The organism is Levilactobacillus namurensis (assembly GCF_032197885.1).
GTDB classification, from domain to species: Bacteria; Bacillota; Bacilli; order Lactobacillales; family Lactobacillaceae; genus Levilactobacillus; species Levilactobacillus namurensis_A.
On record NZ_CP134159.1, the window covers coordinates 2032396 to 2056471 of the forward strand.

Genomic DNA, 24076 nt, shown 5'->3' on the forward strand with positions numbered 1-24076 from the left:
GCTGACTGGTTTCTAACCATTGTACTGGTTTTCAGGGGTTCTCACAAGGACCTCCACTCACAAAAAGGCGTTAACCCGCAATGATTCACGGGTTAACGCCCCCTTTCTAACAATTAGGTAACAGTGAGCCGTTACTTACTGGTCTGGTCGGCTTCCGTCCGCTGACGATCGCGTTCCAACACGGGTTTTAAGTACTTTCCCGTGTAACTGTTCTGAACAGTCGCTAATTCTTCTGGCGTCCCGGTGGCCACCACGTGTCCGCCGGCTTCTCCGCCTTCGGGTCCCAAGTCAATCAAGTGGTCGGCCGTCTTGATGACGTCCAAGTTGTGCTCGATCACCAAGACCGTGTTGCCCTTGTCGACCAATCGGTGCAGGACCTCCAACAACCGTTTGATGTCATCGGTGTGCAGCCCCGTCGTGGGTTCGTCTAAGATATAGAAGTTCTTGCCGTTCTGTTGCTTATGCAACTCCGACGCCAACTTCATCCGTTGTGCTTCCCCACCAGACAATGTGGTCGCGGGTTGCCCCAACTTGACGTAGCCTAGGCCCACGTCCTGAATCGTCTGGAGCTTACGCGTGATCTTAGGAATGGCATCGAAGAACTTCAGTGCCTCGCTGACCGTCATGTTCAAGACGTCCGCGATGTTCTTCCCCTTGTATTCGACTTCCAGGGTCTCGGAGTTATACCGCGTCCCGTGGCAGACTTCACACGGGACGTAGACGTCGGGCAAGAAGTTCATTTCGATCTTCAAGATACCGTCCCCGTGACAGGCCTCACAACGGCCGCCCTTGGTGTTGAAGCTGAAGCGACCCTTCTGGTACCCCCGGAGCTTCGCGTCGTTGGTCTGCGCGAACAGGCCGCGAATATCGTCGAAGACCCCGGTATAGGTCGCCGGGTTACTCCGCGGGGTCCGTCCAATCGGACTCTGGTCGATATCGACCAGCCGTTCAATGTTTTCGACCCCGGCAATTGAGGTGTACTTCCCAGGCTTTTCCGAATTATGGTTGAGCTTCTGGGCCAACGCCCGCTTGAGAATCGTATTGACCAGCGTCGACTTTCCGGAACCGGAAACCCCCGTGACCACTACGAACTCCCCTAACGGAAAATCAACCGTGATGTTCTTCAGGTTGTTCTCAGCCGCCCCGGTGACCCGAATCAGCTTGCCGTTCCCCGGTCGCCGAGTCAATGGCACCGGAATGTACTTCTTACCGGCTAGGTACTGGCCGGTCAACGACTTCCGGGAACGCATGACCTGCTTCGGTGTCCCGGCAGCCATGACCTGACCCCCGTTCTCACCGGCGCCCGGGCCAATGTCAACAATGTAGTCAGCGGCCCGCATGGTGTCCTCGTCGTGTTCCACCACGATCAGGGTGTTCCCCAGGTCACGCATCTGCTTCAACGAAGCAATCAGCCGGTCGTTATCCCGCTGGTGCAACCCAATCGAGGGTTCGTCCAAGATATACAGGACCCCCGACAAGTTAGAGCCAATCTGGGTAGCCAACCGGATTCGTTGGGCTTCCCCACCGGACAGGGTCCGGGCCGACCGACTCAGCGTCAGGTAGTCTAACCCCACGTTCCGCAAGAAGGTCAAGCGGTCCCGAATTTCCTTTAAGATCGGTTGGGCGATCACCTGGTCCTGTTCTCCGAAGGACAGCGCCTTAAAGAAGCCCAACTCTTGGTCAACCGGTAAATCAGAGACTTCTCCGATGTGTTGACCGTCGATCTTGACACTTAAAGCTTGCCGGTTCAACCGGTAACCGTGACAGGTGCTGCAGGTCAGTTCGGTCATGTACTTGCGCATCACGTCGCGGGTGAAATCACTATTGGTCTCGTGGTAGCGCCGGTTGATGTTCGGCACCACCCCTTCGAAGGCGGCATCCACGTCGCGAACGCCACCGAAGTCGTTTTCATAGTGGAAGTGGAAGGTCTTTCCCTCTGACCCGTACAGGACCAACTTTTGGGCTGCCTGATCCAGGTCCTTAAACGGCGTATCCATATCCACACCGAAGGCCTGACAAGCTTGTTCCAATAAGGCCGGGTAGTACTGTGAGCTGATGGGGTTCCAGGGAGCCAAGGCCCCTTCACGCAAAGTCTTGTCCTTATCCGGCACGACCAGGTCCAAGTCGACTTCAAGCTTGACCCCGAGACCGTCACAGTCGGGGCAAGCGCCGAATGGGGCGTTAAACGAGAACAGACGTGGTTCCAATTCACCCACAGTAAACCCACAGATAGGGCACGCGTAGTGTTCGGAAAAGATCAATGGTTCGCCGTCGATTACGTCACCGATGGCGTAGCCGCCGCTCAACCGCAACGCTGCTTCGAAGGAATCGAATAGCCGGGAGCGAATCCCCTTCTTGACCACGATTCGGTCGATCACGATGGCAATACTGTGCCGTTGGTTCTTATTGAGTTCGGGAACGTTGTCGATATCCTGGATCTCCCCATCGACCCGGACCCGGACAAAGCCTTCCCGCCGAATCTTCTCAAAGACCTGCTTGTGCTGGCCCTTCTTGTCCCGGACGATGGGCGACAGGATCTGTAACTTGGTCCGTTCGGGTAACGCTAAGACTTGGTCAACCATCTGTTCCACGCTTTGGCTGGTAATCTTGGTGCCGTCGTTGGGACAGATAGGCGTTCCGACCCGGGCCCAGAGCAGGCGCAAGTAGTCGTTGATTTCGGTCACGGTCCCGACCGTCGACCGCGGATTCTTCGACGTGGTCTTTTGGTCGATCGAGATGGCGGGACTTAGACCATCGATGGAATCGACGTCCGGTTTATCCATTTGCCCTAAGAATTGCCGGGCATACGACGAAAGGCTTTCGACGTACCGCCGCTGGCCCTCGGCGTACAGGGTATCGAACGCTAACGAACTCTTCCCCGAACCAGAAAGGCCACTAATGACCACCAGCTTATTCTTGGGAATCGTGACGTCGATGTTCTTCAAGTTATGGGCCCGCGCCCCGTGAATCACAATTTTATCATTCTGCAAACTAGTTCCTCCTCCGGACCTAATCACCGATCTCCGTCTTCATATCCATAATGGTATCCCGCAACGAAGCCGCCTGTTCGAAGTCCAACTTCTTAGCAGCCGCTCGCATCTGGTCTTCCAGTCGTGCAATCAATTTCTCTTGGTCTTCCTTATCCATGGACTCGAAGTCGTTTTCGACAAAGTCATCGCTTTCACCGGTATCGTCACTCTTCTTAGTGACCGCAATCAGGTCGCGAATTGGCTTGATAATGGTGGTTGGCGTGATATGGTGCTTCTGATTATAGGCGATTTGAATCTTCCGCCGCCGGGCCGTTTCATCCATCGCCGCCTGCATCGACTCCGTGACACTGTCGGCATACATGATGACGTGCCCGTGCGAGTTCCGGGCCGCCCGGCCGATGGTCTGAATCAAGGACCGTTCGTTACGCAAGAAGCCTTCCTTATCCGCGTCTAGGATGGCGATCAAGGAAACTTCCGGAATATCGATTCCTTCCCGCAAGAGGTTGATGCCGACCAACACATCGTACTTACCTAGTCGCAGGTCCCGCATGATGGCGGTCCGTTCCAAGGTCTTGATGTCCGAGTGCAGGTACGCGACCTTGATGCCTAGGTCTTTGAGATAGTCGGTCAGGTCTTCCGCCATCTTCTTGGTCAACGTGGTGACAAACGTCCGCTCGTTGGCCTCGACGCGCTGGTTGATCTCTCCGACCAAGTCGTCCATTTGGCCCATGATTGGCCGGACCTCAATGGTTGGGTCCAGTAGCCCCGTTGGCCGAATGATCTGTTGAACCACGTGCTTGGTCTGGTCCTCTTCGTAAGGCCCCGGCGTCGCCGACATGTAGACCACCTGGTTCACGTGTTGTTCGAATTCACTGAGCTTCAGTGGCCGGTTGTCCAACGCACTAGGTAACCGGAAACCATAGTCGATCAACTGTTGTTTCCGGGCCCGGTCACCGTTGTACATCCCCCGAACCTGCGGCATGGTCACGTGTGACTCGTCGACCACTAACAGGAAGTCCTTGGGGAAGAAGTCCAATAACGTGTACGGTGGTTCGCCGGCTTTCCGGCCGTCCATCCACCGCGAGTAGTTCTCAATTCCGCTGGTGTAGCCCATCTCCCGCATCATTTCGACGTCGTAGGTGGTCCGTTGCTTCAACCGTTGGGCTTCCAATAATTTACCCTGTCCCTCAAGTTCCGCCAGCCGGTCCTTGAGTTCGCCTTCGATTCCCTTAGTGGCCGTAGCCATGATATCGTCATTGGTCATGAAGTGGGTCGCCGGGAAGATGGCAACGTGTTCCCGGTCACCAACGATTTCCCCGGTCAGGGCATCGACTTCACGAATCCGGTCAATCTCATCACCGAAGAATTCGACCCGCAACGCCCGTTCATCCCGGGAAGCGGGGAAAATCTCGACCACGTCACCGTGGACCCGGAAGCGGCCCCGCTGGAAGTCGTAATCGTTCCGTTCAAACTGGATGTTGACCAGCTTGCGTAGCAGTGCGTCCCGTTCGATTTCCTGACCGACCCGCAACGAAACCACGTGGTTCTTGTATTCTGTTGGGTCCCCTAATCCAAAGATCGAAGAGACGGACGCCACCACGATCACATCGTTACGTTCCAACAGTGAGCTGGTTGCCGAGTGTCGTAACTTATCGATCTCATCGTTGATCGACGAGTCCTTTTCGATATAGGTATCACTCGACGGCACATAGGCTTCTGGTTGGTAATAATCATAGTAACTGACAAAGTATTCGACCGCGTTGTGCGGGAAGAACTGCTTGAACTCACCGTAGAGTTGGCCCGCCAGTGTCTTGTTATGCGACAACACCAGCGTGGGCTTATTAACGTTTTTGATGACGTTCGAGATAGTGAACGTCTTCCCCGTCCCGGTAGCCCCCAGTAAAATCTGCGCCTTCTCGTGATTCTCAATACCCTTGGTCAGTTCCTCAATCGCCTGCGGTTGGTCCCCCGTAGGCTGGTACTTCGAAACTAAGTCAAATTTTCGATCCGTCTGTCGATCGATCATGGCAGCGACCCCCTTACTGATTAAAATTTTGATGGCAGCGAAAAAATGGGAAACTTAGCGCTCCCCATCACGTTCAAATAGTTTACCATACCGAACATACTTTCGCTAGTCTGGTGATTCACCGGGCGAACTTATCTTGATAAATCGTCACGTTCGCAGTGCGGTCTCCCCGGACGACCGTCGTGGTCTGCACTTTGGTTAACCCTTGATCAGCCCAAAACGCCGGCGCATTGCGGTCCCCCATGAAGACGCTCAGCTGTAGCTGGACGGCATCCGCCGCCCGTAGCGTGGTCACTAGGCTCTGATAGAGGTCGGCACACCGCGCCGCCGATAGCGTCTTCTCCGGCATCCAAAGCCCTAACCAGACCAGACTGGGCAACGGGTAATCGATGATCAGATCAACGATCAAAACCAACTGCTCATCCTCGAAAGCCCCCAGGTACGCCTTCTGGTCCGCCGTGGCGTTGACCGGCACGTCGTCTAAGTCCTGAATAGCTTCCCGCCGGGTCACCGGATGGTCCTGGAAGTGTTCGTAGTAGTCCGGATGGGCGCTTTGAAACCGATAGATCAGGTCGTCATCGTCGTGGGTCAACGGCCGGACCGTGGCGTGTTGAATGTGCTGATTCCATACTGTGGCTAATTACATGCTTACTTCTCCTCCGCGTGTTGTAAGAGGTCGTGGGTCATCGATTGGAGCTTCTGGCGGTCGCTGAAGTCCGCCGACAACAGTTCCGGTAAGACCTCCTTCAAGAAGTACTGGACACAGGCCATGTTCTGGAACTTCAAAATGGTAGTCAGACTCTCCCGGTAGATCTCCGTATAGACCGGTTCCGGATTGCCCTTTTGAATCTCACCGAAGGATTCGTATAACAGGTCCACCTTGTCAGCAACGGAAAGGATCTGGCCTTCCAGTGTGGCATCCTTCCCCTCACCTAGCCGCCGGGTATAGGCCGCTTGGAACTGTTTCGGAATTTCATTGTGGATAAAGTTAGCGGTCAGAGAATCCTCTACGTCGGCCAACATATGCCGCAATTCCGGTGTCGCGTACTTTACCGGCGTCTTGATATCCCCGATAAACCGTTCCGTGTAGTCGTGGTTCAAGGCCTTCTCGTACAGTAAGCGCCAATTGACCGCGTTGCCGGCCTGTTCTTCGACGTCGCCTAAGAACTGTGCCTCTTCGGCCACCTTGAATGAATGGGCCGCTACGGAGTGCTGCTCAAACTTGAAATAGCCCGGTGCCCGATTAATCGTCTCCAGATCACTTAAACTCTGCAAAAACTGATTCATGCCCAATACTGCCAACTCCCTTTCCTAACTCTTGATGTCGGTCGACCGACGACCGTTGTTCTCTTTAGAATACCACAATCTGGATAGGGCACGTTAATCATGGTTTGGTCCCATCAACAACTCATCACCATTACGGATTTCCACGCCCACAAGCGCCCATGTTTCGCTATTCAGAATAAAAAAATACTAAGCTTAGAGGCATAGAAGTTACCCGACGGGGTGCTCCTATGCCTCTATTACTTTATAGTGGTAGTGAAGACAGGCCGTGGGCGCTTTGGGTCCTTGAGACCGTAATAAAAAATGGCCGCTTCACTGGTTTTAGTCAATTTGATCAAAGTATTTGGGCTCTCGAAGCCGTGTTTTGAAAACGAGATTACTAAAACTGACGTGAAGACTTCAGAAAGACAGGTATATGATTATGCGAACAATTATTGGAATCGATGTCAGTAAAAACAAAGCTAACGTTGCGGTGGCGACGGATTTAATCGTCGCCAAAGAACTGACCGTCCCTCTAGATGCACTGGGATTTAATGAACTGAAACACGTCGTGCTTCAGTTCGGCGGAAAAGCGGAAATCGTCTTTGAAGCGACTGGTGTTTACTCCCGGCGCTTAGAGTATTTCCTTCAACAAGAAAATTTGAATTACCATATTTTAAATCCCCTGGCGGCTAAGAATCGCATCGCCACTGGTACGCGAATGAGAAAAAACGATCAACGTGATGCGCGCCGATTGGCGATTACCGAGTTTACCGAACAGTTAGAGCCCTATCTTCTAGCTTACAAACAGGATCCCATCTATCGTGAATTAACGGATATGAACCGTTATTACGACCAACTCAATGAGGATAAGAAACGGGCCCGCAATCGAGCTCATCGTGTCTTACAGCTTGTATTTGCGTCATTTGGGGCCTCCAAGGGTGGCTTTAACTTCGATACAAAGCTGGCTTGGAAGATCCTAACACTCTTCCCGCATGCACAAATCGTTCGTGAAATTGGCGACCTTAACGCGTTAGAAGCACGAATATCAGCAGCACATTTCAAAGGGATGAACGCTAGGCGTATTCACGATGCCGCACGAAAGTTATGGAAACTGGCCGCTCAGAATGGTGACGCCGTACCCGTTACTTCGGATAACACGCGGCAAATGAAAGCTTTGGCGGAACAAGTTCTCACCCTAGAAGCAGCGCAGGACCAGCAGGTCGTGCGCATGATGGCCTTAGGTAAATCCTTGTCAGAGTTTACGCTTCTTCAAACAATCCCTGGTATTGGTGGCAGTACCGCCATTCGGCTAATTAGTGAATTAGGTGATATCCGACGGTTCAATACCCGTCAGCAATTGAACAGCTATGTTGGCCTGGACACAACGGAAGTTGACTCCGGTGACCATCAATCCGCTCGCCATATCACCAAACACGGTAATCCCCATGCACGCCGAATCTTGTATTGGACGGTCGTTCTTATGCTTAATCCTAAGATGGGCGACAATCATATTCGCGATGCATACGAAAAAAGACGAGAAGCTTCTTCTTCAAAGAAGAAACTCATCGTCCGTCAAATGGATCGTCTTATTAAAACAATCCTATACCTGATAAAAACGAATCAACCTTACTCCTATGAGCTGAGCCCTCAATCGAAGTAACATTCATTATAGTTTATAATACCAGCCTTGAAAAAAATTTGATACCTCCAAGGCTTATTTAGCTGGCTATAAATCACTAAAATAATAGCAATAGGGCCTAGGCTCCGGAACGAAGAACATCGTTCCGGAACCTAGACCCTAAATTTCTCATCATAAAACATTGATTTAACAACATCTTTATTGACAAAACGTAGAAAAAAGGAGCCCCGGCAAAACGCCTAGGCTCCTCTTAGTCTCTTGATTTAGCTGGTGTTGCAGCGTACTCCCCAGGCAACCAGCGAACCCTAATCACCAAGGGAACCCACACTGATAACTGACGCGCTTATTGAGCAGACGCTGCTTGGGACTTCAAGGTTTCCAGGTAATTGAAGACCGCTTGTCCCGCCGTGCCCCCTTCACCAACGGCCGTGGTAATCTGCCGCAGGTCCTTCTGGCGCACGTCACCGATAGCAAAGATGCCAGGAACCGCCGTGGCCATGTGGTCATCGGTCTTGATCCAACCTGCATCATCGGTAATGCCTAAGCCCTTGAAGGCTTCCGTCATTGGCAAGGTCCCAACGTAGATGAAGACCCCGCTGGCATCCAGATGGCCATCTTCGCCCGTCTGGTTGTTGTGGGTGGCCACACCGGTCACCTTCATGTCGTCGCCTTGAATCTCCGTGACGTTCGTGTTCCATACGAATTCAATCTTATCGTTGGCAAACGCCCGGTCTTGCAAGACCTTTTGGGCCCGCAACTGGTCCCGCCGAACCACGATAGTGACCTTAGCGGCCAAGCCGGCCAGATAGATGCCTTCTTCGACGGCAGAATCACCACCACCGACGACAATCACGTCGCGGTTCTTAAAGAATGCACCGTCGCAGACCGCGCAGTAGGAGACCCCGCGGCCACCGTAGCTATCCTCACCGGGAACACCTAACTTCTTGTACTCAGAACCCGTGGCGACGATCACGGCTTTGGCCGTGTAGTCCCCATCGTCGGTCTTGACCACCTTATGGTCACCGTGGTCTTCAATGGCTTCTACGCTCCCGTAGGCAAATTCAGCGCCAAACTGGGTCGCGCCTTCGTACATGTCCTTCGCCAAGTCTGGTCCTAAGATCGACTTGAACCCCGGATAGTTTTCGATGGCGGCCGTGTTGTTCATCTGGCCCCCGTAAATGCCCCGATCAAGCATCAAAACGGACAGGTTCGCCCGCGATGCGTAAAGCGCACCGGTCATCCCACCGGGTCCAGCACCAATTACAATCACATCATAGTTTTTCAAGATGACGACTCCCTTCCGAAATATCTTAGCCTGACTGACACTTTACTATTAAAAAGTAAGTTTGTCACCTATTTTGTTCCGGATTTTTTCTCATCCTCTGCGGCCAGCTTCTGGCCTAAGGTCTTAATGTATTCGCGCAATTGCGTTTTAGTCTCAGGATGGTTCAACCCAAATTCGATATTGGTCTGTAACCAGCCAAACTTATTGCCGACGTCAAATCGCTTGCCGGTGTATTCGTGGGCAAAGACGCGTTGGGTCCGGTTCAAAATATCAATCGCATCCGTCAATTGCAATTCGTTACCTAAACCAATTGGCGTGTTCTCCAGCGCTTCGAAGATTTCTGGCGTGAACAGGTACCGACCAATAATGGCCAGGTCACTGGGTGCCTTATCTGGTTCCGGCTTTTCCACGAAGTTCGTCACGTTATACAGGCCCGGCGCCGTCTCTTCAGAGGGGTTGATCACCCCATACTTAGCCGTGTCTTCATGCGGTACCCGCATCACAGCTAAAGTTGACGCGCCCGTCTGGTTGTACCGGTCGATCAATTGCTTGGTCAACGGTACCTTACTTTCCGTCATGTCATCGCCCAACATCACCACGAAGGGTTCGTCGCCGATGAAGGCTTTCGCGGTCAGAACAGCGTCGCCCAGGCCCCGCGGGTAAGGTTGCCGAATGAAGTACAAGTTCATGCCGGTGGTCTCTTGGACCTGCTTCAACATCTTTTCCTTGTGCTTGGCTTCCAAGTTAGCTTCCAATTCAGGGTTGGAGTCGAAGTGATCTTCGATGGACCGCTTGGACTTCCCGTCGACGACCACGATATCCTCAATTCCGGACTTCCGGGCTTCTTCGACGATGAACTGAATCGTTGGCTTGTCAACGATTGGTAACATTTCCTTAGCAAGTGCTTTGGTAGCCGGTAAGAACCGGGTCCCCAAACCCGCGGCTGGAATGACTGCTTTTCTGACTTTTCTCATAACGATGGTTCCCTCCTCAGTGACATTAACTAAAATTCAGCGCGACCCTCACGTTGCATTAGGTCGGAAATGGCGGTGCGAATATCCTTGCCTTCATACAGAACCTGGTAGATGGCTTCCGTAATTGGCATGGAGACGCCCCGTTGCTGCGATAATTCATACGCGGCCTTGGTCGTGGCCACCCCTTCGATGACCATGCCCATGTGGCTGACCACGTCGTCCAACGCTTCACCACGGCCTAGTTCATCCCCAGCACGCCAGTTCCGGGAATTGGCACTGGTTGCGGTGACGATGACGTCGCCGACACCGGATAATCCGATGAAGGTCATTGGGTCGGCACCAAATGACGTGCCCAGCCGGGAAATCTCGGCTAGCCCACGGGTCATCAGCGCTGCCTTCGCGTTATCACCGTAGCCCAGGCCATGTAAGGCCCCGGCACCCAAGGCGATGATATTCTTCAAAGCGGCTCCGATTTCCACCCCGATGACGTCGGAGTTGGTGTAGACCCGGAAGTAGTTGGTCATGAATAACTTTTGGGTGTACTTAGCTGCTTCGGGGCTCGCACTGGCCGCCGTGATCAGCGTCAGGTCATGCCGGGCAACATCTTCCGCGTGACTCGGCCCCGACAAGACCGTGACCGCCTTGCGGTTGGCCGCCGGAATCTCTTCTTCCAAGATCTGGGAGATCCGCTTATAGGTCTTCTGCTCGATTCCCTTGCTGGCATGGATGATTTCCGGTTGTAATTGCTTTTCTGCCAATAGCGCGCCCACTTGATGGGCTACGGACCGCACAGCCTTGGTTGGCACCACGAACAAGATGGCATCGACCCCGTCGATCGCCGTCGCGAGATCCGCGTAAGCGACTAACGATGACGAGAACGTAAAGTCCTTGATGTACCGGCTATTGGTATGTTGCGTATTCAGTTCTTCGACTTGCTTGGGGTTGTACGACCATAGCCGCACGTCATGGCCATTTTCATCCAAGACGCTCGCAAGGATTGAACCCCAAGAACCGGCACCGAGTACTGCAATTTTCTCTGACATAGTTGTCTTCTCCTTAATTTGAAAGTTTAGCACGTTCACGGAACGGGTTGCCATCTAGGTAGTCCGTCGGGGCTTGCGTCTGCCGCCGCCGATAGATCCAGATGATCAAGGCACCGATGAACAGAACCACCGACAATAATTGGGAGACACGAATGACCCCCAGTAACATCAGACTGTCCGTCCGCATGCCTTCAATGAAGAACCGTCCCAATGAATACCACATCACGTAACTTAAGAAGACTTCGCCCTGCTTAAAGAGTTGCGGGTAATGCCGCAGACTCATCAGCACCACGAAGCCCATCAGATCCCACATCGACTCGTACAAGTACGTGGGTTGACGGTATGCCCCGTTGATGAACATCTGATTGATGATCCACCCGGGTAGGTGCAACCCCTGCAAGAACGACAGGCTGGTGATCCGGCCGAACGCCTCTTGATTCATGAAGTTGCCCCAGCGGCCAATCGCTTGGCCCAAAATGACGGTGGGCGCCGCCACGTCTAACATTAACCAGACTGGAATGAAGCGGGAACGACAGAAGAAAAAGACTACCAGACCGGCCCCAATCAACGAGCCATAGATGGCAATCCCGCCATCCCAAATCGCAATGATCTCGCCGGGATGTTGGCTGTAATACCCCCATTGGAAGACCACGTAGTACAGGCGCGCCGCAATCAGCGCCGCTGGTAACGCCCACAAGATCATGTCGTAAATATCATCGGGTTTGATTCCGCGCCGTTGTCCCTCACGAACGGCTAACGTCACCGCGATGATCACGCCGGTCGCGATAATCACCCCATACCAGTGAACGGCCAGTGGGCCTAAGTGAATCGCAATCGGATTGAGGGCTGCTAAAATCGGTGTTAACGTGATTGTCTACCCCCTTTAGTTAGTGCGTATCTTTTTTAGAATTTTGCTTAATCAAACGGTTCAAGTTCTCGTCAAAGACCTTGGTGGCATCGTACCCCATAGAACGGGCCCGGAAGTTCATCGCCGCTGCTTCGATGATGATTGCCAGGTTCCGCCCTGTCTTGACCGGAATCGTAATCTTGGGAACCACCACATCGAAGAAACGTTGTTCTTCCGTGTTGTTCCCCAACCGATCGAAGTGGTTATCGTCATGCCAAAGTTCCAAGTGCACGATCAGGTCAATGTCGGTCTCGCTCCGCACAGCCCCCGCCCCGAAGAGGTTCATGACATCAATGATTCCAATGCCCCGAATCTCTAGCAGGTGACTTAAGATGGCGGGTGCGGCACCGACCAGGGTCTGTTCGTCTTGTTGATAGACTTCGACCCGGTCGTCGGCAATCAGCCGGTGGCCCCGCTTGACCAGTTCTAGAGCGGTTTCACTTTTCCCCACCCCAGAATCACCGGTAATCATGACGCCGACCCCGTAGATATCGACTAAGACCCCGTGTACGGATTGGCGCTCGGCCAGCTTGCCTTCCAAGAAGTTGGTCATGTTACTCAGAACCCGCGACGTGGTCAGCTTGGTCCCCAGAATCGGAATGTGGGCTGCCTCGGCCGCCTGTTGGAGCTCCTCGGGCGGATCAAGTTGCGTCGAGATGACGAAGGCGGGCGTCTCGGGTTGACACATCTTCTGCATCACATCGAGAAGCTTCTTGTGACTCATCCCCTTAGCAAATGAGGTTTCCGTAATCCCTAAGAGTTGGACCCGTTTAGCTGGATAGTAATTAAAATATCCCGTGAGTTCGAGCCCAGGACGCGAGATATCACTGGTGGTAATCTGTCGATCCAAATCATCTTGACCGGAATAGACATCCAACCGGTTGACTTTGACCAGGTCGGCGACTGTGACGCTTTCTGGCATGAACGCTTCCTCCTTACTGCATAGTAAACTAGTTTAATTTTAGCACTTTACCGGGGTAACTCCTATCATATTCCTCCCGTTGCGCTGATTAATTTCGCGCGAAATGGTCGTTAATGATGGCGTTAAAAATCGCCATGACCACCGCTACCAATAAGGTGACCCCGAAGGACTTAAACGCGAAGTTGGCCCCCACAAAGTAGGACGTCAGCTCCAGCATTGCGGCGTTCAAAACGATGCTAAACAGCCCCAACGTTAGAATCGTAATCGGTAGCGACAAAATGAAGAGAATTGGCTTCACCACGGCATTTAATAGCGCCAAAACGAAGCTGGCCAACAGGGCGATTCCCACGCCGGAAACGTAGAAGGCGTACTGATAGCTCCCCGCGAGCTGACTCTGGAAAAAGCCCGCCAACGCCAGAAAAATGGCGGCGTTAACTAAGATTCGGGACCAAAAGTGCATCTACTCACCATCCTTATGGGTGTGGACGTCCTGTTCCGTCGCGTGAATGTCCTTCCGTTCGGACTGGTGCGGCTGCGTCGCCCCACCGCCAAACTGCCCAAACAAATCCCGGAAGCTCGCCGAGGTGGTCCGCGTATCATCCAGCGGAATGAACGTCATCAAGATCACGTAGATCAAGAGACCCAAGACCCCGTGGGGTGGAATCGCCAGCGAGATGATCACGTAGATCAACCGCAGTAAATTAGCGTTCCAGTCGAAGTATTCGGCGATCCCGCCTAAGACCCCGCCGACTAAGCGGTTAGTCCGGGAACGCACTAAACGTTTTTTACCTGCCATAATTAGAATCTCCTTCGTATAAGTCTGATCTTTTGTAAGCACCGCTTCCTAATTCGAAGAACCGTGTGCTGCTCCTAAGTTCCCCCAGAAAAATCGGGAAACTCTGGGAAACCACCGCGCTACCGGTTGCGTAGCGGGGGCCCACTACCGAAAGAATAACGAAAGCGGCCACTGAAAGCAAGTTTCCAGTGGCCGCTTAGGTAAATCTTCAATTTGACGTAAGGTTTCGGAACTTATGACCCAGTCCCCTCACTGGCTGAATTCAACTCAATGATGTGTCCGGACTTCAGGTAAATGATCCACTCACAGACGTTGGTGACGTAATCCCCAATGCGACAGAGATCTTGGGCCACGTTCAGGTAGATGGACGCCCCCGTTTCAAAGGCGGCATCCTTGCGCATCTGCTGGTAACTGCCTTCCCGTACCGCGTGGTTCAGGCGATCCAGCTTCCGGTCGTACCCCGCCAAAGCTCGGGCTTCCTGCTCGTCTTTGTTGACGTAGGCCGACAAGACGTCCTTGACCATCTGGGTGGTCATCTGACTCATCTCACTGATCAGTTGTTCGATTTCGGGAACCTTTTGCTTAGCCCCCATCTTGATGGCTGAATGGGCGATATTCCGCGCGTGGTCTCCCGCCCGTTCTAGATCCGAAACGGCCTTTAAAATCGTCACGATCTCCCGTAAGTCCGTGGTCACGGGCTGGTACAGGGCGATCATCTCAAAGGTCTTCTTCTCCAGCGCGATTTCGCGCTGGTTGATGTCGTGGTCGTGGTCAATAATGTGTTGCGCCGTCTGCGCGTCACGCTTCATAAACGCCTCGACCGCTTGCTGAATGACCTCGCTGACCAGCATCCCCATTTCCGTAAAGTCAGCATCCAAATCCGCTAACTCATCATCAAATAATCTCCGCATGTCCTGCCTCCTTAACCAAATCGACCGCTAATGTAATCTTCCGTTTGCTTCTTCGCGGGATTCATAAAAATATTCTTCGTCGCATCCACTTCGATCAACTCGCCGTTCATGAAGAAGGCGGTCCGATCGGCAATCCGCGACGCTTGTTGCAAGTTGTGGGTCACAATAATAATCGTATAATCTTGCCGTAAATTCAAGAGCGTGGTTTCAATTTGACTACTCGATACCGGGTCCAAGGCACTGGTCGGTTCGTCCATCAGGATAATCTCCGGGGAAAACGCCAGGACCCGCGCGATGCAGACCCGTTGCTGTTGTCCCCCGGATAAGGCCAAGGCGCTCTCGTGCAGGTGGTCCTTGACTTCATCCCACACCGCAGCTTGCCGGAGTGATTTCTCCACCACCGCGTCCAACTTTTCCTTATCCTTCTCACCGGCGATCCGTAACCCGTAGATCACATTATCGTAGATGGAGAACGGAAACGGGTTAGGTTGTTGGAACACCATGCCGATTTCCTTGCGAATCTCAACCGTATCGGCACTAGGGGCGTACAAGTCCTGCCCCTTGAACTGCACCGTTCCGGTAATCGTAACCCCCGGAATCAGGTCGTTCATCCGGTTCAAGGTCCGCAGATACGTCGACTTCCCACAGCCGGATGGGCCGATCAAAGCCGTGATCCCCTTGTCTTTAAAGTTCAAGTTGATGCCCTTTAAGGCCTCTTTGTTCCCGTAGTACAGGTGCAGGTCCTGGGTCGTTAAAATCTCTTCTCTCATGCTCTGTTCTTCCTCCTAACCAAAGTTCCCCGAAACGTAATCACTGGTGATTTGCACCCGTGGATTAGTAAAAATATGGCTGGTCGTGTCATATTCCAGGACCCGACCCTGGTTAAAGAACGCCGTATATTCGCTGATCCGCGCCGCTTGTTGCATGTTGTGCGTCACGATAATGATCGTGTATTGCTCCTTGAGCTTCAACAACGTGTCTTCCAACTGACTGGTCGACACGGGATCCAGGGCGCTGGCCGGTTCGTCCAGAAGTAAGATATCCGGCTTCAACGCGATGGCCCGGGCAATACATAACCGTTGGGCTTGTCCCCCGGACAGCCCCAGGGCACTCCGCCCCAAGTCATCCTTGACCTGGTCCCACAACGCCGCTTGCCGCAGCGAAACCTCGACTAATTCATCTAACTTCTTTTTCCCAGTCACCCCCCGCAGACGTAAGGCAAAGGCCACGTTATCATAAATGGACTTGGCAAACGGATTGGGCCGTTGGAACACCATCCCGATTCGCCGCCGCATCTCATACACGTCGATGTCTGGTTGGTTCACATCAACGCCCCGATACATGATGCGCCCCTTGACCGTGGCGATGCGGTCGTTCATCCGGTTCAACGACCGTAAATAGGTCGATTTTCCGGAACCCGAAGGTCCAATCAACGCAGTAATCTGATTCTGTGCGAACTGCAGGTCTCCTTCGAATAAGGCTTCAGACTTCCCGTAGAACACGTGCAGGTCCTCCGTCGCTAACACGATGGGGTGCTGCGGATCGTTGGGTTGAACGATATGCCGTTCCAGCATGTCGTTCGCATTCGTTTGAACATCGTTATTGACGAACATGGCAACCCCTCCTTACGCCGACGTGAGGCGTTTGTATAATCGTTTGCCCAGGTAACGGGCCGCAAAGTTAAAGAGTAAGATGGCAATCACCAGCACAGCCGAAGACCCAGATGAAATGGCCTTGGCGTCCGGCATAATGCCTTCTGAATTGATCTTCCAGATGTGCACCGCCAACGTTTCAGCTGGCCGCATCGGATTCAACGGACTCGAAATGTTGAATGGGTTCCAATCCGCAAAGTTTAACGCCGGGGCACTTTGGCCCGCCGTGTAGATCAACGCGGCGGCTTCCCCAAAGACCCGTCCGGCACTTAAGATCACCCCGGTCAGGATACTTGGAACTGCGGCCGGTAAGATGATCTTGTTGACGGTCTCCCACCGGGACAACCCTAATGCCAGACCACCTTCCCGTTGGTTCTCACTAACGGTCCGCAAAGAGTCTTCAATGCTCCGCGTTAACAGCGGCAAGTTGAAGAAGGTCAACGCGAAGGCCCCCGAGAGAATCGAGAACCCTAGGCGCAGCTTGACCACAAAGAACAGGAATCCGAATAGTCCAACCACCACTGAGGGTAACGAACTTAGAATTTCAATCGCTGTCCGAACAGCACTGGTCACCCAGTTATCTTTCGCGTATTCGTAGAGGTAAATCGCCGCCCCCAACGCAATCGGAAACGAAATTAGCATGGCTAAAATCAAGAGATAAAACGAGTTGAAGAGTTGGACCCCCACCCCGCCGCCTTTCAAGAAGGCCTTCGCGGGTGCCGTTAAGAAGTGCCAACTCAGTTGTGGTAAACCACTGACTAAGATGTACCCCAGCAGGGCGACCAAGATCAAGACTACCAGACCGGAAATCCCGTACAGGGACCCGATGGCAATTTTATTTTGGAGTTTTGCTTTATGCATTATTGCAACCGCCCCTTTCGACCAATCAGCCGGACAATTAAGTTAAAGACTAAGGACATCAGTAATAGAACCAGCGCTAGGGACCATAGGGCATTGTTTTGTAAGGACCCCATGACCGTGTTCCCGATTCCTGTCGTCAGAACGGACGTCAACGTCGCCGCCGGGTCAACTAGGCTGTGCGGCATCAACGCCGCGTTCCCAATCACCATTTGCACGGCTAAGGCTTCACCGAAGGCCCGGGCCATCCCGAAGACCACGGCCGTCATCAGCCCCGGCGTTGCGGCGCGCAAGACTACCTTGTAGATGGTCTGCCACTGCGTTGCCCCTAAGGCAAGCGAGGCCTCCCGGTAGAACCGGGGAACCGCCCGCAGTGCATCGGCACTCATCGACGTGACCGTAGGCAAGACCATCACGAAGAGGACGAAGGTCCCGGAAAGGATTCCGAACCCGCTACCGCCAAAGACGGACCGCGTGAACGGGACCACAACGCTTAACCCGATAAACCCATAAACAACTGAAGGAATCCCCACCAGTAACTCGGTTACTGGCCGCAGGATTTTGGCCCCCCGGTTAGGTGAGATTTCATTCATGAAGACCGCCGTCCCAATCGCAAACGGGGTCGCAATCAACGCCGAGAGAATCGTGATTAGAAAGGACCCCACAATCATTGACAACGCCCCAACTTCGGGCTTGCCGTGGGCATCCTTAATGCCCGGGTTCCAGTTCTTGCCCGTTAGGAAGTCCCAGAGACTCACGTGATTGGTGGTAAAGGTCGCAATGCCCTTAGACGCCACGAAACCAATGATGGCGACCACGACTGCGACGATTAAGACCAACGCCGAAAAACTAACCACGCGTCCCCAGACTTCGAGCTTAGCGGCCTTAGAATGCTTTTTTAACTGGCGCTCTAAACTCGCCACTGAAGTAGACTGTTCTTTCATTACCGCGCGCCTCCAATCTGAGTGACCTTACCCGTCACGTCCCGTTCAATGTGCATCTGGTCGGGGGATAGATACCCCAACTGCCGCACCAACGTCTTCTGAATGGCAGGCGATTCCACATAAGCGATAAAGTCCTTGGTCAGCCCCGTAGGTTGACCGTTGGTGTAAAGATGTTCGTACGACCAAATCTTCCAGTGATTATCAATCACGTTGGCTTCCGTTGGCGCAACGCCATTCAGGTGCAGGGCGTCGACCGTCTTGTCCACGTACGAAAAGGCGACATAACTAATGGCCCCCGGCGTGGTCGCCACAATCTGACGAACCATCCCCGACGAGTCTTGTTCTTGAGCCGTCCGGGAACGGTGCCCGTTCATACCGAACTTCTCAAAAGTCGCCCGGGTCCCACTTCCTTGGGCCCGGTTAATGATGACGATCGGCCGATCGGCGCCACCCACCTGCTTCCAATTCGTGACTTGTCCGGTGAAGACCGCCGTCAACTGCTTAGTCGTCAGGTTCTGTACGCCGTTCTTGCGATTAACGATGGGTGTGATGCCGACCACCGCGACCCGGTGATCGACCAATTGTTTGCTAGTGATCCCCTTTTGTTCAGACGCAAAAAGATCCGAGTCCCCAATCTGCACGGCACCTTCTTGAATCTGACTCAGACCCGTCCCGGTCCCGCCACCTTGTACGTTGATGAACGTCCCCAAATGTTCACCCGTATACTGCTCGCCCGCTGCTTCAACCAGGGGCTGTAAGGCCGTTGAACCGACGGCGGTGATGGATTGTCCGGCGTGACTGACCTGCCGAGTCTGGTAGGCAAACACCCCCAAGGCGACCAATAGAATCAGGCCAATTCCTTGAAACCACCGTTTCTTCGTCATACTGTTCCCTCCTATTCGATCAGTCCAAAAAAGACTCATCATTTCAACTGTCAGTATAACGGGTGAATGTAAATCTCATGTAGTAGTAGTGTAAAGGTTGTGTAAATATGTTGCGATTGTTGACGAACTAACCGTCACCACCCACAAACATCAAGGGGATACTAATAGGCTTAACGCGCTCGCCAAGGCCGACATATCACCATTTTGGGGCCTTACACAAAGCGACCGCTACTTACCTCACAGGTAAGCAGCGGTCGCTTCGAATTGATGACGGTTCGGTAACCAGATTACCGTTCACGCCAATACACTTATTCAGTTGTCGCTGGTTTTAGCGGGAAGCTCAAAGTCACCGTGGTCCCCTTATCCAGATGACTCTGGAGGTCCAGCTTTCCATCCAAAGCCCGGACCAGTTCCCGGACAATGGCCAGACCCAGCCCACTACCATTGACCCGTTGATTCGAATGAGAGGTCTCGGCCCGGTAGAACCGTTCGAAGACCCGTAATTGGTCTTGCGGCGAGATGCCAATTCCCGTATCAGCGACCGTTAACGTCCACGCTTGATCATTTTGGGTCGTGGTGACCGTTACGGTGCCCTCCGGCCGGTTATACTTGATGGCGTTACTCAACACGTTCTTCACAATCTGGTCAAGCTTACGCTGGTCCGTGGTCACGATGAGGTCATCCGGCACCTGATTGATCAGTGTCACTTGATTGACGGCCGCTAGGGGTTGCAACAGGTGAATCTGACTCGCAATTTGTTGACCGACCGGGACCTTCTCCAGCTCGACCACGTTACCCGATTCGATGTGGGAAATGGTCAACACATCGTTGATTAGTTCGACTAAGCGGTCACACTGCTGGTCGATGATTTTCAAGAACTCAACACTCTTATCCGGGTCATCCTTGGCCCCCGCCAAGAGGGTCTTAGCAAAGCCTGAGATGGCCGTGACCGGCGTCTTCAATTCATGGGACGCGTTCGACACGAAGTCCAGTTGCATCTGCTCGACCGCGTAGACCTCGGTCACATCGTACAGCAGGACCAAGACCTGGAAATAGTCCTGAGACGTGGCCGTATAGATGGCCTGAACGTCGACGGTCCGGTCATTCGGAATCCCCGCCAGCTTCACAACTTGGTGTTGCGTCTTCCGTTCAGTCAACGCCGAATTGATCAGGCTAGCAAGTTCAAACTGATTCACGTCTTGGGTAAACGGGTGACGCCGGGGCGAAATCTTACGTTGCAAGAACTGCTCCATCGCGGGATTCGCTAGCTCGACTTTCCGGTACCGGTCAATGACCATGACCCCAATCGGCAGGTAGTCTAACAGGGTCGCGAACTCCTGGTTCTGGCCCGCGATTCGGCGTTGAACCTTACGCTGGTGGGTCTGTAAGTAATTGATCTGGAGGGCCAGCTGATAAAACGGGTCGCTATGCGCCAGCAACACATGGGCGGGGGCCTCTTCCCGCCGAATCTTTTCAACCTTCTTGGTCAGAATGGTGATTCGCTCTGCCAGCCAGCGCAACCCTAAGGCAATCAGCCCCCACTCACCAAGGGTCACGATTCCCGCTAGGACCAAGGCCCAGTGGAGGTAAGCCGGCTGGACCACCCACACCAATAAGCTGTTGACGCCCCAGCACCCCAGACCGCTCAGCCACAGCCAACGCTTACTCATGGGACGCCTCGAAGGTGTACCCAAACCCCCGCACGGTCTTCAATAACTGCGGGTGCTTGGGATCCGCCTCAATCTTTTCCCGTAAATGGGAGACGTGAATGTCCACCATCCGCGTCTGACCACTGTAGTCGAAGCCCCACACGCCTTCTAGCAACTGTTCGCGACTCCAAACTTTCCCCGGACGTTTGGCAAAAAACAGTAGGAGTTCGAACTCCTTAGGGGTCAAATCAATCGGCTGGTCGCCCCGCTTGACCTGGAACTTATCCTGGTCAATCCGGAGACCGGCGATCCGAATCACGTGGCCATTAGTGGCCGTAGTCACTGGCCCGGCATCTTCGTGATACCGCCGCATGACCGCCTTCATCCGCGCCAGCACTTCCCGGGGACTAAACGGCTTGGTAATGTAATCGTCCGCCCCCAGTTCCAGTCCGAAGACCGTGTCGAATTCACTGGTCTTGGCCGTGATCATAATGATGGGTGTTTTGATTTTTTCTTGCCGCAAACGCTTGGTGACTTCCACGCCATCCAGCTTCGGCAACATCAGATCTAATAGAATCACATCAAAATGTTCGTTCTGAGCCAACTGCAACGCCTGCTCCCCATCGATTGCCGTCACCACTTGGTAATCTGCTTGCTCCAAGTTGTACTGCAACAACGTCACAATTGCTGGTTCATCATCCACGACTAGCACTCTACTCATGACTTACCCCTCCTGATCTCTGAATAGAACAATTCCGATTTCGTGTGGTGCCCCGGAATAAATGGCCGTTTCGGTAACTTTTAGTTCTCCCGCCATATTACGTACTCGTAAATGACAGTACGTTGGATTGATCAATAACGCTTCATAAAAGGTCGTCTCACTATTGACCGCTTGGTGATTGCACTCGAGAATAATATCGCCCGGTGCCAAGTCTAGCTTATTGGCCGGCGTCCCGGGACGAATCGCCAAGACCCGGACCCCATCGTCGACCTGAGAATACCAGAAAGGCTGATGCTCATCATAACGTTTGGCTTGCCATAAACAACCACCATAACAAACCAGCAGGACCACCATCGCCACTGGCAGATTTTGCGGCCGCCAAAACGTCCAGACCATCAGAACCACTGCCGCAGCGGCTAACCAAAGCATCTTTCGGGCCAGGTTCTGATAGGCGACCTGTGGCGCCTGCCGAAAGACCGTAAACCGCACCCCTAGAAGCAACGGTACAATCAGGACCGCAAAGGACTGTCCGTGCAGGGTCAGCACCGGCCAGAATGACCATTGGCTGGTGAACCAATCCCCCGGAACCAGCGTGACCATCGGAATGATCAGCAATTCCCGCCAAGGGTAGCCGGCAATCCGCTTGCCCCGTTGCTTGGCGTAAATTCGTGGCGCCGCAAACCGGCCGCCGTAATGGGCGACCCAGTGGCCTAAAGCCAAGAAGACGATGACCAGAAGCCACAAGAAACTCGCCGCGGGCACCGCATGCCAATTCAGCCCCGTCGCCCCCAGATTGGGACGGTCAGGCCACAGCGCGCCACCATAATTGGTCAGCAACGTGCTGACCACGATCAAGGTCACCGGTAAGACCGTGGTGGGAAGGACCACTAACGATACCGTCAATAAGGCCTCGTAAATGACAATCCAGAATAATGGCAAGCTCAAGCCCACCAGCAGGTTCACCACGGATAAGCCGACACCCAGGACCAGGCCCTGCGTCAACATATGCCGCAATTCGAAGTGGTCGCTATAGACCGCACTGCTAAAATCATGACGTTCGCGCTTGATACGTGCGCGACTGGTCAGCCACATCCGTAAAATAGCCAACCATAAAAGGGGCTGGAGTAAATAACTGCCCACGACCAGTAATGTCCGCATGAAATCGACACCTTTCCTAAAACAACGTTATCAACAGTATAGCATTAATCAAAAACGGGCAACACGTGATTCGCGTTACCCGTTCAACCAATTTATTTATAATAAATTCGGTGGTTAATCTGGATTCTTCTGACTCAACTTCCACTGTAAGAAGGCGTCGATGAACGGATCTAAGTCGCCGTCCATGACGGCTTGGCCCTGACTGGTCTCGTAGTTGGTCCGGTGATCCTTCACCATGGTGTACGGGTGGAAGACGTACGAGCGAATCTGCGATCCCCAGCCAATATCCAGTTGGTCGCCTTCCAGCGCCGCCTTTTCCTTGGCCTTCTTCTCTTCTTCGCGTTCGTACAACTTCGCCCGCAACATGGCTAACGCCGTCTGCCGGTTCTGCAGTTGAGACCGCTGAGCCTGACTCTGGGTGACGATTCCCGTTGGCAAGTGGGTGATTCGCACCGCGGAAGACGTCTTGTTGACGTGTTGTCCCCCAGCACCGGATGCCCGGTAGACGTCGACTTTCAAGTCGGCAGGATTGATTTCCACGTCCACGGAATCGTCCAGTTCGGGCAAGACATCGACCGAGGCAAACGAGGTGTGCCGGCGTCCCGCCGAGTCAAACGGCGAGATTCGAACTAACCGGTGCACACCCTTCTCCGAGCGCAGGTACCCGTAAGCGTTGTGCCCGGCAATCAGTAACGTCGCGCTACTAAGGCCCGCAACTTCACCGGGTTGGTAGTCCAGAATCGTGACCTTGAAGTCATGCTGGTCTGCCCAACGTTGATACATCCGCATCAACATGGATCCCCAGTCCTGCGATTCCGTGCCCCCGGCTCCCGGGTGAATTTCCAACAACGCGTTATTGTGGTCGTACTTTTGGTTCAACAGTAAGTTCAACCGATACTGCCGCAAAGCCGCTTGGGCCTTGGTGAAGTTCTGGTCGAATTCGGCTTGCATGTCCGCATCCGGCTCATCACTCAAGAGCTCCACGGCGACCTCCAAGTCATCGACCTGGTCCGACAACGTCTTGAATTCCTCGACCTTTTTCTTCATGTCGTTCGTCGCGTCGATCAACTTCTGGGCTTGCTGGGGATCATCCCAGAACCCAGGTTCCGCCATCTGGCCTTCATTGACACTGATGCTCTCGTTCAGCGCATCAAAGTCAAAGCGACCTCCTAAAGCCGGCAAGTTGGTCACGCATCGTGCTAATTGCGTGTTTTGCATCACTTAATTCCATGATATGGGCTCCTTTTTTTGCTAAATTTTTACAGACTATCTCAAATCTAACGGTCGTTCATTCCGGTCCCGGCAGCCGCTAGGGCCGTGACGCCTGTGGGCACGATTTCAAGCTTCGCCTAACCCGCGAATCTTGAAACTCGGCCTTGGCCTAGGCTGAGAAAAACCTCTCAGCCAACGCCAATATCACTGGCTGGGCCCTAGCGGCTACCAGGCCCTCA

At 53.4% G+C, this 24076-nt stretch carries 22 protein-coding genes; 1 reads left to right on the top strand and 21 read right to left on the bottom strand.

Annotation, left to right across the window (positions count from 1 at the left end; genetic code table 11):
* Nucleotides 1-131 precede the first annotated feature (131 nt).
* The 4 genes from uvrA to RIN67_RS09800 form a co-directional block, all read right to left on the bottom strand.
* Complete coding sequence (gene uvrA, locus RIN67_RS09785; RefSeq protein ID WP_265000353.1) at nt 132-2990, bottom strand: excinuclease ABC subunit UvrA; 2859 nt, start codon at nt 2988-2990, stop codon at nt 132-134.
* A 19-nt stretch (nt 2991-3009) separates the two neighbouring features.
* A complete protein-coding gene (gene uvrB, locus RIN67_RS09790) occupies nt 3010-5016 on the bottom strand; it encodes an excinuclease ABC subunit UvrB (RefSeq protein WP_024747671.1) in 2007 nt (668 codons plus the stop codon).
* 118 nt (nt 5017-5134) lie between these two features.
* On the bottom strand, nt 5135-5608 hold the full coding sequence (locus tag RIN67_RS09795) for an acetyltransferase (protein WP_265000354.1): 474 nt from the start codon (nt 5606-5608) through the stop codon (nt 5135-5137).
* Nucleotides 5609-5664: 56 nt separating this feature from the next.
* Nucleotides 5665-6309, bottom strand: a complete 645-nt coding sequence (locus tag RIN67_RS09800; protein WP_024747669.1) for a YfbR-like 5'-deoxynucleotidase — start codon at nt 6307-6309, stop codon at nt 5665-5667.
* 406 nt (nt 6310-6715) lie between these two features.
* Here RIN67_RS09800 and RIN67_RS09805 point away from each other — a divergent pair, with 406 nt between their 5' ends.
* Nucleotides 6716-7942 (top strand): IS110 family RNA-guided transposase, encoded by a 1227-nt coding sequence (locus RIN67_RS09805; protein ID WP_313872918.1) that lies wholly within the window; start codon nt 6716-6718, stop codon nt 7940-7942.
* A 322-nt stretch (nt 7943-8264) separates the two neighbouring features.
* Here RIN67_RS09805 and trxB read toward each other — a convergent pair whose 3' ends face one another.
* From trxB to prfB, 17 genes are all read right to left on the bottom strand, one after another.
* Entirely contained in the window at nt 8265-9209 is a 945-nt protein-coding gene (gene trxB / locus RIN67_RS09810) for a thioredoxin-disulfide reductase (protein WP_024747668.1), read from the bottom strand.
* Between the two features lie 65 nt (nt 9210-9274).
* Nucleotides 9275-10180 carry a UTP--glucose-1-phosphate uridylyltransferase GalU gene (galU, locus tag RIN67_RS09815; RefSeq protein WP_056944107.1) on the bottom strand — a complete coding sequence of 302 codons (906 nt, stop codon included), beginning with the start codon at nt 10178-10180 and terminating at the stop codon, nt 9275-9277.
* A 29-nt stretch (nt 10181-10209) separates the two neighbouring features.
* Entirely contained in the window at nt 10210-11223 is a 1014-nt protein-coding gene (locus RIN67_RS09820; RefSeq protein ID WP_264999695.1) for an NAD(P)H-dependent glycerol-3-phosphate dehydrogenase, read from the bottom strand.
* Nucleotides 11224-11236: 13 nt separating this feature from the next.
* A complete protein-coding gene (gene lgt / locus RIN67_RS09825; RefSeq protein ID WP_034545714.1) occupies nt 11237-12094 on the bottom strand; it encodes a prolipoprotein diacylglyceryl transferase in 858 nt (285 codons plus the stop codon).
* Between the two features lie 16 nt (nt 12095-12110).
* Nucleotides 12111-13052, bottom strand: a complete 942-nt coding sequence (gene hprK / locus RIN67_RS09830; protein WP_024747664.1) for an HPr(Ser) kinase/phosphatase — start codon at nt 13050-13052, stop codon at nt 12111-12113.
* Between the two features lie 88 nt (nt 13053-13140).
* A complete protein-coding gene (locus RIN67_RS09835; RefSeq protein ID WP_056944105.1) occupies nt 13141-13512 on the bottom strand; it encodes a phage holin family protein in 372 nt (123 codons plus the stop codon).
* A complete protein-coding gene (locus RIN67_RS09840) occupies nt 13513-13848 on the bottom strand; it encodes a PspC domain-containing protein (protein WP_024747662.1) in 336 nt (111 codons plus the stop codon).
* Nucleotides 13849-14081: 233 nt separating this feature from the next.
* Complete coding sequence (phoU, locus tag RIN67_RS09845) at nt 14082-14759, bottom strand: phosphate signaling complex protein PhoU (protein WP_024747661.1); 678 nt, start codon at nt 14757-14759, stop codon at nt 14082-14084.
* 11 nt (nt 14760-14770) lie between these two features.
* A complete protein-coding gene (pstB, locus tag RIN67_RS09850; RefSeq protein ID WP_264999694.1) occupies nt 14771-15529 on the bottom strand; it encodes a phosphate ABC transporter ATP-binding protein PstB in 759 nt (252 codons plus the stop codon).
* A 15-nt stretch (nt 15530-15544) separates the two neighbouring features.
* On the bottom strand, nt 15545-16333 hold the full coding sequence (gene pstB, locus RIN67_RS09855) for a phosphate ABC transporter ATP-binding protein PstB (RefSeq protein WP_225426491.1): 789 nt from the start codon (nt 16331-16333) through the stop codon (nt 15545-15547).
* A gap of 51 nt (nt 16334-16384) precedes the next feature.
* Entirely contained in the window at nt 16385-17272 is an 888-nt protein-coding gene (gene pstA, locus RIN67_RS09860; RefSeq protein ID WP_056944101.1) for a phosphate ABC transporter permease PstA, read from the bottom strand.
* On the bottom strand, nt 17272-18213 hold the full coding sequence (gene pstC / locus RIN67_RS09865; RefSeq protein ID WP_024747657.1) for a phosphate ABC transporter permease subunit PstC: 942 nt from the start codon (nt 18211-18213) through the stop codon (nt 17272-17274). The genes pstA and pstC overlap by 1 nt, the downstream gene beginning before the upstream one ends.
* Nucleotides 18213-19097 (bottom strand): phosphate ABC transporter substrate-binding protein PstS family protein, encoded by an 885-nt coding sequence (locus RIN67_RS09870; protein WP_024747656.1) that lies wholly within the window; start codon nt 19095-19097, stop codon nt 18213-18215. Before RIN67_RS09870 ends, pstC begins: the two co-directional genes overlap by 1 nt.
* 308 nt (nt 19098-19405) lie before the next feature.
* A complete protein-coding gene (locus RIN67_RS09875) occupies nt 19406-20767 on the bottom strand; it encodes a sensor histidine kinase (RefSeq protein WP_264999693.1) in 1362 nt (453 codons plus the stop codon).
* On the bottom strand, nt 20760-21467 hold the full coding sequence (locus RIN67_RS09880) for a response regulator transcription factor (RefSeq protein WP_264999692.1): 708 nt from the start codon (nt 21465-21467) through the stop codon (nt 20760-20762). Before RIN67_RS09880 ends, RIN67_RS09875 begins: the two co-directional genes overlap by 8 nt.
* A gap of 3 nt (nt 21468-21470) precedes the next feature.
* On the bottom strand, nt 21471-22625 hold the full coding sequence (locus RIN67_RS09885; RefSeq protein WP_264999691.1) for a PDZ domain-containing protein: 1155 nt from the start codon (nt 22623-22625) through the stop codon (nt 21471-21473).
* Between the two features lie 114 nt (nt 22626-22739).
* Nucleotides 22740-23856, bottom strand: a protein-coding gene (gene prfB / locus RIN67_RS09890; protein WP_235714911.1) for a peptide chain release factor 2 whose coding sequence is annotated in 2 segments (ribosomal slippage) — nt 22740-23783 and nt 23785-23856 — 1116 coding nt in all. Because the reading frame shifts where the segments join, the coding sequence is not laid out codon by codon here.
* Nucleotides 23857-24076: the final 220 nt, after the last annotated feature.